General features: G+C 68.7%; 9 protein-coding genes and 4 pseudogenes. 6 read left to right on the top strand and 7 right to left on the bottom strand.

All coding sequences use genetic code 11. The annotated features are described in order from the left end of the window. The first annotated feature begins 32 nt into the window (after positions 1-32). Positions 33-1667: a nitrilase-related carbon-nitrogen hydrolase gene (locus ABZ656_RS11490; protein WP_360266791.1), complete on the top strand. Its 1635-nt coding sequence runs from the start codon at positions 33-35 to the stop codon at positions 1665-1667. Between the two features lie 523 nt (positions 1668-2190). On the opposite strand, the gene ABZ656_RS11485 is transcribed toward ABZ656_RS11490, so the two are convergent. From ABZ656_RS11485 to ABZ656_RS11475, 3 genes are read right to left on the bottom strand one after another with little or no spacing between them, the layout of a single operon-like run. Continuing rightward, complete coding sequence (locus ABZ656_RS11485; protein ID WP_360266888.1) at positions 2191-2583, bottom strand: aldo/keto reductase; 393 nt, start codon at positions 2581-2583, stop codon at positions 2191-2193. 7 nt (positions 2584-2590) lie between these two features. Further along, positions 2591-2917, bottom strand: coding sequence for an aldo/keto reductase (locus ABZ656_RS11480; RefSeq protein WP_360266789.1), 327 nt, complete (start codon positions 2915-2917; stop codon positions 2591-2593). Then, positions 2914-3783 carry an SDR family NAD(P)-dependent oxidoreductase gene (locus ABZ656_RS11475; protein ID WP_218978016.1) on the bottom strand — a complete coding sequence of 290 codons (870 nt, stop codon included), beginning with the start codon at positions 3781-3783 and terminating at the stop codon, positions 2914-2916. Before ABZ656_RS11475 ends, ABZ656_RS11480 begins: the two co-directional genes overlap by 4 nt. 159 nt (positions 3784-3942) lie before the next feature. Here ABZ656_RS11475 and ABZ656_RS11470 point away from each other — a divergent pair, with 159 nt between their 5' ends. Both ABZ656_RS11470 and ABZ656_RS11465 read left to right on the top strand, forming a co-directional pair. After that, positions 3943-4812, top strand: coding sequence for a helix-turn-helix transcriptional regulator (locus ABZ656_RS11470; RefSeq protein WP_360266784.1), 870 nt, complete (start codon positions 3943-3945; stop codon positions 4810-4812). Between the two features lie 404 nt (positions 4813-5216). Then, positions 5217-7388, top strand: coding sequence for a hypothetical protein (locus ABZ656_RS11465; protein WP_360266781.1), 2172 nt, complete (start codon positions 5217-5219; stop codon positions 7386-7388). A gap of 309 nt (positions 7389-7697) precedes the next feature. On the opposite strand, the pseudogene ABZ656_RS11460 reads toward ABZ656_RS11465, so the two are convergent. The 4 genes and pseudogenes from ABZ656_RS11460 to ABZ656_RS11445 all read right to left on the bottom strand — a co-directional run. Next, positions 7698-7838, bottom strand: a pseudogene (locus ABZ656_RS11460) (fructosamine kinase); the annotation flags it as partial. Positions 7839-8121: 283 nt separating this feature from the next. After that, complete coding sequence (locus ABZ656_RS11455) at positions 8122-8895, bottom strand: class I SAM-dependent methyltransferase (RefSeq protein ID WP_360266778.1); 774 nt, start codon at positions 8893-8895, stop codon at positions 8122-8124. Positions 8896-9024: 129 nt separating this feature from the next. Continuing rightward, positions 9025-9188, bottom strand: a pseudogene (locus tag ABZ656_RS11450) (IS5/IS1182 family transposase); the annotation flags it as partial. A 178-nt stretch (positions 9189-9366) separates the two neighbouring features. Then, positions 9367-10539, bottom strand: coding sequence for a pectate lyase (locus ABZ656_RS11445; protein WP_101403194.1), 1173 nt, complete (start codon positions 10537-10539; stop codon positions 9367-9369). Positions 10540-11348: 809 nt separating this feature from the next. On the opposite strand from ABZ656_RS11445, the pseudogene ABZ656_RS11440 reads away from it, so the two are divergent. From ABZ656_RS11440 to ABZ656_RS11430, 3 genes and pseudogenes are all read left to right on the top strand, one after another. Further along, positions 11349-11555: pseudogene (locus ABZ656_RS11440) on the top strand (tryptophan synthase subunit alpha); the annotation flags it as partial. 239 nt (positions 11556-11794) lie between these two features. Next, positions 11795-12211: pseudogene (locus ABZ656_RS11435) on the top strand (tryptophan synthase subunit alpha); the annotation flags it as partial. Beyond that, positions 12094-12451 (top strand): hypothetical protein (locus tag ABZ656_RS11430; protein ID WP_360266774.1); only part of this gene is annotated, 358 nt, incomplete at its 3' end. The pseudogene ABZ656_RS11435 and the gene ABZ656_RS11430, both read left to right, overlap by 118 nt.

The following is a 12451-nucleotide window of genomic DNA, read 5'->3' as shown; positions in this document are numbered from 1 at the left end:
CTCCGAAGAATCAGAGAGGTTCGGCGCCCGCCGTGCGGCCTCTCCTCCTGCTGCTCGGCACCGGAACGATGCTGTTCGCGGTGGGCGGCCGGTGGGACATCGCTGCCGCGGCCTGGATCTTCCCCGTGCTCCTGCTGCGCTTCACCCGCCTCGGCCGCGCATGGACCGGAGCGTTGTGGATCTGGCCGGCGCACATCGCCGCCGCCGTCTTCTGGATCCAGGAGTCGGCGATCGGCCTCAACCCCGTGACCGCGGCGGGCGCGGCTGCCCTCGCCGCCTTGCAGACGCTTCCGTTCCTGGCCGACAGACTGCTGGTCAACCGGCTGCGTCCCGCGGTGGCGGCCCTGGCCTTCCCCGCTGCTGTCGCGGGCGGCGAGTTCCTGATCACCGTGCTGTCGCCATTCGGGACGGCCTACGGTTCGCTGGCCGTCACCCAGTACGGTGACCTCCCGCTCCTGCAGATCATCTCGGTCACCGGCTCGTGGGGGATCGGATTCCTGATCGCGTACTTCGCCAGCACCGTCAACCGGATCTGGGAACAGCCTTCGTGGCGCGACGGCTTGGTCTGCGGGGCTGTCCTGCTGACCGTCGTACTCACGGGCAGTGCCCGGCTCGCCTTCAGTCCGTCCACGAGAACGACCGTCCGGATCGCCGGGGTGAGCCCTGACCGGACCGTGACCGATCACCTCAAGACCACGCTCGGTCGGATCACCGGCGGGTCGGCAGGTATCGCCGCCGCTCCCGCTTCGGCAGTGGAGCCCGCGATGACCGCCGTCGAGAACGACCTGCTCGCCTCCACCCGACGCGAGGCCGCCGCCGGAGCGAAGATCGTGGTCTGGCCCGAGGAGGGCGTCAAGACCCAGGAGACCCACGAGTCCGCTGCCATCGCGAACGCGCAGGAGCAGGCCCGTCGGTCAGGGGTCTATCTGGAGATCGGTCTCCGTGTCTACAGTACGACCGCCCCCGCCTACGGCAGGGACGAGGCGATCCTCATCGACCCTGCCGGAAAGGTGCTGTGGACCTATCAGAAGGCGCATCCCATCCCCGGCTCGGAGAAGTTCACCCCCGGTGACGGCCACGTGCCCGTCGCCGTCACCCCGTACGGCCGTATCGCCAACGTCATCTGCTACGACGCCGACTTCCCCGCCATGATGCGGACCAGGGCCGACATCATGCTCGTTCCCTCCCACGACTGGAAGGCGTACGGCGGCGCGCACACCATGAAGGCGAGCCTGCGAGCCATCGAGGGCGGCTACTCGATGGTGCGTCAGGACGCGGAGGGCGTCTCGACCGCTTACGACAACAAGGGCCGGGCCCTTGCCACCACCGACTACTTCACAACCGGCCGACAGACCATTGTGGCCTACGTGCCCACGCGCGGCGGCACCACTGTCTACGACCGGATCGGTGATCTCTTCGCCTGGCTCTGCCTGGCCGGAGTCGCCGCGCTCACCGTCATGGCTCTGACGCGTAAATACCGACCCGTATGGGCAAAACCGCAGGTAGCTGACCTCGCCTCCTGCGTTGTCGCCCCGCGACGCGGTGTTGATCAAGGGCTACGGGGTGTTCGACGCGCCCATTTACCTGCCCCACGGCGGGCGGCGAAGCCGCCCTGGATCGCTGACCTGCCCCTGGCGCCCCGCATCCGCCGGGCCGAAAGGCTCTGACCGTGTTGACGGAATGGAATGGCGACAACCCGACCGCCGCTGAGGAGTCGGACCTGGACAGCGCGCTGGTCTCGGTGCCGCTCGCCTCCCCCGTCCGGTGGCCGAGACCAGATCGTCCGCGGCTTACGAGCACGAGCCCCCGCCTGAGCCGAAGGCCGGTGCCAGCTGCTCACTTCGGCACTGATTCGCCGGGCGGAGGGGTGATCGGGAGCCCCTCCCCCAGGTTCGACGGCGACTGGGGCACAGCGATCTCCTTATAAGTAGGCGAGCACGTCGGCTGGTTCGGTCGCCCGAAGGGAACGCCGTTCGCAGACGCCTCGCCGGAAGTTGTTCCACCCGTTCACCAGATGCTCTGCGTCGCCGAGCGAGGCGGGCCCGGGGTGCGCCGCCGGCTGCCGGATGTGAGATCCGTGTCTGCCGGACGCAGTGTCTCTCACCGATCGCGCAGAAACACGCCCAACTCGTGAGCCGGCGCACTCACCTCGAACCAACGATGGCGGTGCGCTTGGGGCGGGTAGCGGGATCACTCCTGGACGGAGGCCATGCCCATCGGAGCGTAGCGGCCTCCTGCCGCGGCTCCGACCGGAATCGCGGCGCTCGGCGCGGCGATGGTCACGGGGCCGAGTTCGATGGCGGCGGCGACGTTCTGCTCGAACCAGGCGCGCCGCTTCGTTCCGGGGACGGCCGTGACTCCGTCTTGGGCGAGCACCCAGGCGAGGGCGAGTTGACCAGTCGTCACGCCGAGGTCGGCTGCCGTCTCAACGATCCGGTCGAGAGGCGACAGGTTCTGTTCCAGGTTCGCGTCGGCGAAGCGCGGGGAGGTGCGACGGAAGTCGTGGAGCGGCAGGTAGTGCACCGATCGCACGGCCCCGGTGAGGAAGCCGCGGCCGAGCGGCGCGTACGCGACGAAACCGATGCCCAGTTCACGGACCCGTGTCGAGCACGCCGTTGACCTCGACGTTGCGGCTGAACAACGAGTATTCGGTCTGCACCGCCGACAGAGGCGCCACTGTGTGCGCTGCCCGGATACTCGCCGGGCACGCCTCGCTGATACCGAGGTACCGCAGCTTTCCCTCTACCACCAGATCAGCGAGGACGCCGAATGTCTCCTCGGCCGGGAGTTCCGGGTCACCGGCCACGGCGTAGTTCATCCGGATCTCGCCGAGGTCGACTGTCTGTTCCGGGTAGCCGTGCGACACGTAGATCTCGGCGTGGTCGGCGGCCTCCAGGTAACTCCCTCGGCAGCTCATCGGGCGACCGCCCCGACGAGGTCGGCGGTCACGTCCCAGAGCCGGCCGGCCATGGCCGGGTCGAGACCGGCCTTGCCCTGCCGGCGGACGGCCGGGGAGCCCCGGAAGCCGCCCAGGCCGTCCGGCCCGACGTACGAGTTGCCGGGAACGTCCTGGGTGGCGGCGTAGAGCAGCGACAGCGCTCCGCGCTCCGGGGCGTTGGTGAGGAACGTGAACCGGTTGATGACGTTCGACCGGGAGTGGGCCGCCAGCGTGGTGCGGGCGATACCCGGGCTCGCGAGCACCGAGCGTACGGGGCTGCCGGCGGCGGTCAGTCGGCGCTGCAGCTCCAGCGAGAACAGGACGACGGCGAGCTTCGAGGCCTCGTAGGCACGCATCCCGTTGTGCTTGCGCGTCCGCCAGTCGAGGTCGTCCAGGTCGATCTTGCCCTGCTTGTGCAGTTCGCTGGTGACGTGCACGACTCGGTCGGTGATGTGCTCGAGCAGCGAGTTGGTCAGCAGGAAGGGGCCGGTGTAGTTGGTGGTGGTCTGCAGGTCGAGGCCGTCGGCGGTGCGCGCGGCGGGGATGTCCATGACGCCGGCGTTGTTGATCAGGATGCCGATGTCGCCGGACCAGGAGTCGGCGAAGGCGCGCACCGAGGTCAGATCCGACACGTCGAGCGGTCGGATGTCGAAGGTGCCGGGCAGGTCGGCGACGGCGCGGCGACCCTTGTCGGTGTCGCGTACCGCCAGTACGACGTGGGCACCTGCACGAGCGAGCTCGCGTGCCGTGATCAGGCCGAGGCCACGGCCGGCACCGGTGATCACCGCCGTCCGGCCGGTCAGGTCCGGGAGGTCGTTCGCTGTCCAACTGGTCATGGTCGTCATGGGCCTTGGCTCCGTGGTTCGTGGTTCGCGGTTCGCGGTTTCGGGTTCGCGGCGACCGGTGATCGCATCGCCAGTGAACTCGCCGCACCACGGGCGCTGGAAGGCCACGCGCAACCACTGACTGGCAGGTCGTGGATAAGCCGCGCCGGATGGCCAACGATGGGGACCATGGACCATACGTTCGACCGCTCATCGCTGGGTGCCTTCCTGCGCACCCGCCGTACGGCGCTGCAACCGGAGGACGTCGGGTTGCGCCGCGGACAACGCCGACGTGCTCCGGGCCTGCGCCGCGAGGAAGTGGCGGAGCTGTGCACCATGTCCGCCGACTACTTCGCCCGGCTGGAGCGCGGCGACGGGCCACAACCCTCCGAGCAGATGGTCGCCGCCATCGCCCGCGGCCTGCGGCTGACCCCGGACGAGCGCGATCACCTGTTCGCGCTCGCCGGCTACCGCACCGCCCGCCGTGACCTGCGGCTTCAGCACGTGAGCCCCGGGCTGATGCGGGTCATGGACGGCTTGGCCGGCAGCACCGCGCAGGTCATGGGCCCGCTGGGCGAGACGTTGCTGCAGACGCCGTCCGCGGTGGCACTGCTCGGCGAGCAGACCCAGTACACCGGCAACGCCCGCAGCGCGACGTACCGTTGGTTCACCGATCCGGCCGCCCGCGAGCGGTACCACCCCGAGCAGTACGACGACAACAGCCGGACCAACGCCGCGCTGCTGCGCGCGGCTGTCACCCGGGACGGGCCCGGCTCCCCCGCGGCGGACCTGGCGGACATCCTGCTGCGCACCAGCGACGAGTTCGCCCGGTTGTGGGAACGCCACGAGGTGGGGCTGCGGTGGAGCGAGACCAAACGGTTCGTCCACCCCCAGGTCGGACAGCTGGACCTCTACTGCCAACTCCTGCTCGAGCCCGACCAGGGCCAGTCGCTTCTCATATTCACCGCCACCCCGGGCACGGAAAGCCACGAGAAACTCGCCCTGCTCACCGTGCTGGGCACCGACCAATTCGCCGCCGACACCGAGTGACGCCACCCGCGGCGTAGGCGACACCCCCTCGGAACGGATCCGACCGAACCGGTTCGTCACGCTGCCGGGCCGGTTTGTGGAGTCGCCGCACACTGAGGTGAGTTCGATGCCGCGACTTCTGCCGAGCCGGCTGACAAACAGCTTTCCAAGCCGTCGCCGGACTGCTCTCACGCCAGCAGACCATCGCTCTCTCCCGTGGCCTTCGAGCGTGAACACCGTCAGGGCCCCAGGCCTCGACGTGCCACGACCAACCGCGCACGAGATCGCAAGGGCTGTCCCGTGACTTTCGGCGTAACCGTCGGTCACGGGGGAGATGATCTCGCTGTGGCCGGTGTGATCACGGCGTCGGGGCGCGTGCAAAAACCCCTGTGCGCCGACCCGCACACCTCTGCGATCATCCCCGAATGGCGCACAGTCTCGAATCGCTGGTCATCCGGCACGCCTACCGCCTTTCCTCCCCCAAGGGCTCCGCCGGGGAAGGAGCCACCGCCGCACGACAGTTCGACGCGGCGCTGACATCCGTGGGCTTCAAGCTCTCGGCGGAGCTGCTGGAGCGGCTGTCGGGGCTGTCCGAGGCCGCGGTCCTGCACACTGCCAGGCGGACGCTGCGCACCGTGAGCGAGATGGTGGGCGACCATGTCCGGCACAACTCGTACTTCATCGACTTTCCGGCAAACGTGCCGGACACCGAAGAGTTCTGGATGCGGTGTGTGACGAAGGCGCTCGGCGACGACAAGTCGCGCGAGAACGTGCTGACGCAGCTGGCACACGGGGTGCTGGACCTCCTCAGCCTCCCCACGTACGGCCGTTACCAGCACACCTACGAGGAGATGCTCGCGGCGCAGGACGAACTGATCGCCTCGGCGGGCGACCAGGTGACCGTCCTGCACCTCGGGCGGGACCTGGACGACGAACTGACGGACCTGTACCTGGCCTTGGCGGGCAGCACGACGCCACTGGGCGAGGACCACCTGCGCGACCTCAAGACCCTCGCCGAGCGGTGCGCGCGCGGCCCCCAGCCGGAGTCGATCCCGGTCCGGGAGAACCGGGCGGTCGTCAACGAGGCTCGTCTCGCTGTCGGCGCGGACCTCCTGCTGGACACCGTCATCGACGTGCTGCGGCTGGCCTGCGCGCTTTCGGACGGCGACGTGACGCTGCAGGAGCCGACCCGGTTTCGGGCACTCTCGCGGCCGACCCGCCGTGCGCTGCTGGCAGGCCTCGACGCCGTGGTCGCGGCGAACCCCGCCAAGCTGGCCGATGTGCACGCGCACCGCGAGCCTTTCAAGCGGCTCGGTGAGCGTCTCCACCCGCACGAGTACCCGCGCTGGCCGCACGCCGCCGATGTATTCGCCGTAGCGCGGGGCGAGAAGGAGGCGCGGTCCTTCGACAGCCGTGTCGAGAAGCTGCTCGACGAGTTCGACGTCCTCGGTGCGGTGCAGTTGTTGAAGTCCTCTCCCGGCAAGCTGTTCCGCGCCTTGGACCTCCTGCTGCGCATCGCCGCCGACCAGGAGGAGCGGGACGCGGTGGTGGCCGCCGCGGTGCGGGTCGCTCCCGAAGTCTCCGGCCGGGTAGTGCTTTCGGTCCGCGAGCACTTCCACAACCGGGAGCGAGAGACCGGCGCACCCCGCATCTTCGTCAATCGCCGGGGCCGCGCCTGGGTGACCCCCGACTACCGGCCGACCATCCCGGCCGCCGACCGCGATCGTCTGATCGCCGCCCTCGACGCCGAGATGCGCCGCAGGCTCCCGGCGCCGGACCGGCTTCTGCTCGACCCCGATGTCCTCGACGTGGCGCTCCCGCTCAGCGGCAGGGCGACCGCGGCCGGATTCGGCGTACTGCCGCGAGGTTCGGTCTCGGCGGTCGACGGCGAACAGCTGCGCTTCTTCGTGTACTGGAAGCAGACCGAGAACCGGACCGACTACGACCTCTCGGCGCTGCTCCTCCACGCCGACTACAGCACCGACTCCTGGCTCTCCTACACCTCCCTCAAGGCTGTCGGCGGACAGCACTCGGGCGATGTCACCGAGGCGCCCGACGGGGCCTCGGAATTCATCAACCTGTCCCTGGACCGGGTACGCAGCACATTCATCGTTCCGCAGGTCAACATCTACGCCGGCGAGAGCTTCGAGGAGGTCGAGGAGTCGTTCTTCGGTTTCATGCTGCGCGACGGTGAGCAGAAGGGCCGGCCGTTCGAGCCTCGCACGGTGCGGATGAAGTCGGAGCTTCGCGGGGTGGGTCGGGTGGCGCTGCCGCTGGTGTTTCGCCGCGAGGACGACGGCCGGTGGCGCGCGAAGTGGCTGCACCTGTATCTGAAGGGCATCTCGTCGGCCAACCGGGTCGAGGAGAACCAGGTGTCAGTGTCCAAGGTGGTGCGCGCCATCGCAGAGCGCGAGTATCTGACGGTGCGGTACCTGATCGACCTGATGTCCGACGACTCCACGGCCGTGGATCTGTGGAACGGCGAGCCGGTCCCGGACGAGCCCGTGATGTACATCGGTCTCGAACGCCCCGAAGGGCTGCACCCGGACTCCCGAGTCATCACCCTCGAAAATCTGCGCGACTTGATCCCGGGCTGAGTGCTAGCGTTGCCCACGGCGAGGCCATGAAGGGGCTTCCTTCTCAATTCCTCTCCTGAAACAAGTTCTTTCGCTTTCCTCGCCGTCGGCTTCGACTGGGAGGCGCCCGCGCGGCGCCTCCCAGTTTTCGTGTGCGCCGATGGTCATCACCCCCGAAAACGCAAACGACTTGATCCCGAGCCGACTGATAGCATTGCCTGCGGCGAGGCCATGAAAGGGCTTCCTTCTCCTCCGCCGTGAAAGCGGCTTAAATGCAATAATTCCCTTCGCTTTCCTCGCCCTTGGCATCTCTCCGGGCGGCGCCCGCGCTCACCGCGCGAACGCCGCCCGAGCCGTTTTCAGGGCCTGTTCCGCGTAGCCACGTCCGAACGGCACGGCGCGCACCAGCAACGGGAAGAGCCGGCGCAGACCGACACGGCCCGCCCGGCCGGCGGCGACGGGTGCCGCCCGCTAGGGCGTGTCAGCCTGCAGGTCGAGCCATGGGCACCGATCACTGGATGCGTCCGGGTGAGGAGTTCACCGTCGTGACCGAGACAGAGCCCGTGGAGTCGCCGTTCAACGTGGTCGCCCACGATCAGGGCATCACCACGTGGCGACCGGCCGAGGACGGTTCTTGAGGCCGTCAGAACTTCCGGGCTGTGGCCACGAGGTTCGACAAACGCGCCTAAATCTTCCACGGCACCGTCATCGTCCCCTCGATCCGACTCCGGCTCCGCTCATGATCCGCAACTGGCTAGTCGTCCGAGCCGGTAGCCGACGGCGGTACCTCGACGACGAAGAACAGGAAGCAGGTTTTGGTCGACAGGTCATGGAAGCCGTCGGGGAACAGCTCACGGGCGGCCGGGTCGGGCTGCGGCTCGCTGATGACGGCAAGGCGGAATCCGGCGGTGGTGAAGGCATCGGTCATCGCGTGCAATGGCTTGCGCCAGAACCTCATCGGGACGGACTGCCCGTTGAACGTCCAGTCGAAGGTATAACTGGTGGTCGCAAAGTAGTCGGGCCGAGGATCCTGGAACGTGTAGGCCACGAAAGGGTGTTCCACCGACGCGATCAGTCGGCCGCCGGGCCTGAGCACTCGCCGCAACTCGGCCAGTGCCGGCCCCCAGTCCTCCAGGTAGTGCAGCACCAGCGACGCGACCACGTCGTCGAACGCACCGTCGTCAAACGGCAGGTGGTCGCTCAGGTCGGCCACGTGCAGGGCTACGTCGTCACCGAGCCGCCGCCTTGCCAACGCCAGCATCCCGGCGCTGGCGTCGATGCCGGTGACGACTGCACCGCGGTCGCGCAGTGCAGCGGACAGGGGGCCCGAGCCGCAACCGGCGTCCAGAATCCGGCGGCCGGCCACGTCTCCGGCGAGGGCCAACATCGCGGGCCGCGCGTAGTACGCGTTCACGAGGTTGTTCTCGGTTTCCGCCGAGTACGCCTCGGCGAAACTGTCGTAGTCATTCGCCTGGGCCCGATCTGCAGGCTGGGCGAAGCTCTCGGGCACGTCGGTCACGCGTTCCATCGTCGCAGCCTAGTAGTCACATGATCCGCCGGACAGGCCCGAGTGCGCCGATCGGGAGTTCCAAGCCGGGAGCGCTGATCGGCGTGGCTTGCGCGCGTAGCGACGGTGCAGGCGTCGGCAGCCGGTGAGCCAGGCGATGGTGCGTTCGTCGACCCAGCGGTGTCTGCCCAGGCGCGTGGAGTTCTCGATGTCGCGGTGAGCGATGCGAGGGACGATGCCCCGCCGTGCGTAACCAGTCGCAGGTGGAGGTGGTCGTACCCCTTGTCCGCGTGCAGCTTGACCGGGCGTCGGCGTCGTGAGATGTCTCGCGAGAAACAGGCTGAAGCGCCTGAGAGGCCAGCTCGATGTGCTGGCCCCTCAGGCGCGTCCGGCTCTGGGGGCACGGCTTTGCAGCACGCGCGACGGGTGGGCGTTCGCACGTCGTTCGCGCGGCTGCGGAACGCGAGCGCCCAGCCCCCGCCTCTGTCGTGGTTAAGGCGTCACGACCTTGCCGCCGAAGGTCACGGCGAGGTGTCCGTCCGAGGCGAAGGACCAGCCCAGGGCGCCGCTATAGGAGGAGCAGCGGGAACCGTTCGTGCCGGTCCAGAACTGGTTCGAGTTGTCGGCGTCGCCGACGGTCTTGTCGTTCGAGCCGCTGACGCTGAAGCGGCACGAGGTGTTGGTCCGGAAGACCGAAGTGCCCACGTCGAAGGAGAAATTGCGTTGCGCGTTGTCGATGCTCGCGTTGTTCGAGATCGTCATCTTGCCCGGGTTGCTGTTGTACGTGAATCCGTGGTGACCGTTGCCGTAGGCGATGTCGTGCTGGACCACATGGTTGACCGCGATGTCGTCGCCGCCGAGCTTGTAGCCGTTGCGGTCGCCGTTGGAGTTCACGGTGCCGTCGCTCAGAGTCCCGTTCTTGTAGGACAGGGAGTACTCGATGGTCACCGGGCCGATCGCGCCGGTGTCGGTCTTCGTGTACAGGTCCCAGCCGTCGTCAATGTTGTTGTGGGAGACGTCGTAACGGAAGACGTTCCCGGTGCCGGTGGTGAGCTTCGCGGCGAAGCCGTCGGCGTCCTCGCCGTCGGAGTCGGCGTTGTCGTGCGACTCCGAGCTCACGATCAGGTTGTTCGACGGCCACTGGCTGCTGGGGGTGCTGGAGGAGATCCGGCCCAGCTGCAGTCCCGTGTCGCGGTTGTACGCGGTTACCGTCCGCTCGATGACGTTGTTGCTGCCGCCGACGTAGATGCCGTTGTCGCCGGCGCGTTGGACAGTGATGCCGTACAGATGCCAGTAGTTGGCGTTCAGTTGCAGCCCACGGTTCGACGAGCTTTCGCTCTGCGCCGAGAAGTTCAGCACCGGGGTCTCGCCGGGGTAGGCGGACAGGGTGGTGCGGGCGCTCGAGGTGCCGTTGCTGCCCGCCGGGATCGTGATCGTCGAGGAGTAGTTGTAGGTCCCGCCGCGCAGGTAGATGGTGCCGCCGGATGCGATGCGGCTGATCGCCGTGGCGAGCGTCGTCGGGGCGGACTGCGTGCCGGCCGCGCCGTCGGTGCCGCTCGGCGACACGTACTGGGTGGTACTCGCGGCCTGGGCCGGGGTGCCGGACAGCGCGACGAGCGCGCCGGCCAGCAGGCTGACACACGCGATGACGGGTCTCACTTGCATCGTTCTGCCTCCAGGTTCGTCCGTGACCAGGGGTGCCGTGCAAGAGAAAGCGCTTTCTCACGTCTCGCAGAGGACCGTAAGCGCTTGCTATGGACGCGTCAATAGATGGGTACGTGATTCTTATTCATGCTTGCGAACAGTCGTCGGTACATCGGGATGGGCCGACCGGGCGCGCAGGGTCCCTGTGGAGCCCACACCTGAGGGAATGAGAGCGGCTCCACGACCACGCTCGCTTCCCCCGGCGCCTCCCGAACGGGAGCCTGCCCGACCGTCTCGCCCGGCGCGACCTCGCCGGACAGGACGCCGTCCGGTGCACGACGACGGATCAACAGCACGCCATCAGCGTGCACCTGGGATCACCGCGAAGCGGCGATGGAGGCCCCACAAGTTCCCGAGGGTCTCCGCCCGCAGCATCGAGTCGACCCGCGGCGTGTCGCCGACCAGGTGGCGGTGGCGGTCAACAAGGGCGGCAACACCCCTGCCGCCGTCGCGAAGTTGATCACCGCGACCGCGACAGACGCCAAGCCGAAACTACGCCACGCCGCCGGCCCGACCGCTCGACGCGTCAGCACAGCGCGCCGCATCGTTCCCGCCCGGGCCTTCGACCAGCTGATCCGGAAGGCCGACAAGGCCGCCGACCGACACTCGCGCCCAACCCGCGAGAACCCCGGTCTGACCCGCGCGAGCCCCGAGTACACCCACCAGAGGGAAGGACAACATGACCACGTATCTGGCCGACAAGGCCGAAGACCGCTCATCTGGCCAACTAGCGTGCTCAGTCACATGCACACCCTCCACGACCAGCCTGGCTGCTCGCTCGGCGTGTTCGTCCCAGCCGGTCTGCACACGGCAACCGCACAACGCCGTCACCTCGACCGCCTCGCGCAGGCGGGGCCGACCTGTTCGAGCTCGGCCTGGTCACCGAGGACGCCTTCCTCGACGGACCCGTCATCCGGGCCGCATACCACCGCGCCCTGCGAAGCAGGAACGCCCTTGATGCCGCCGTCCGCGCCATCGAGCAGACCGCCCGCCTCAGGCCGACCGTCGCCATGACCTACTGTGAGCCCGTCAGCCGCGACGCCCCCCGAGCACCTGGCCCGCCTGTTCGCCTACGCCGGCGCCGCCGGGGTGATGGTCGTCGACCTCCCCGACCACCAGACGGCCCGCTGACAGGCCGCCGCGCGGGACACGGGCCTTCGCACCCCACGCCACATCGCGCGAACCACCCCCGACCGACCTCCCGGCCGCGGTCCCCGACGCGTCCGGATGGCTCTACGCGCCCGCCGGCACGGCCCCAACCGGCTACCGGGGCCCGCTCGACATCCCGGCGGTCGCCGCCTTCACCCAGTGCCTTCGCGCCGCGAGCCCACTGCCCGTGGTCTTGGGAGTGGGGATCTCCCACCCGGCCCTCACCGCACGCGTCGCCCCGCTGGTGGACGCCGTCGTCATCGGCACCCCCATCGTCCGCGCGCTGGCCACCGCTCCCCGGTCAAGCCCCCGATGTGACCGCCACGTTCGCCCAGACCCTGCGCCCGACTACCCTCACGGAGGCCCGTGCCTGATCGCCCCGCCCCGGCCGAGGCCCTCGACCGGATCACCGCCGATGCCCTTGCCCTTCGCCGGGCCCTGCGCACCAACGCCACCAACCACGCGCACGCACTGGCTGCGCTGATCACCGACGCCCAAGACCTCGCCGGCACCACCCTGTGGCTGTTCCTCGACCTCGCACAGCACACGCCGCGCACGTCTGCAGATCTGCTGCTCCTCGACCGCGTCGCACAGATCGCTCCACGACCCGCCCTTGACCGTCGGACGGCAGCTAGTGCCGCAACAGGCAACGTTCGCCCCGTCGCGACGCCCGGCACGCACTCTCGCCGCACCGGCCGAAAGCCCAAGTACGTCCAGTACGAGG

Origin of the sequence: Streptomyces sp. NPDC007095 (assembly GCF_040634475.1) — a bacterium.
Classification (GTDB): domain Bacteria; phylum Actinomycetota; class Actinomycetes; order Streptomycetales; family Streptomycetaceae; genus Streptomyces.
Note: the sequence above shows the minus strand (reverse complement) of the source record. Positions and strands in the feature narration are given on the sequence as shown.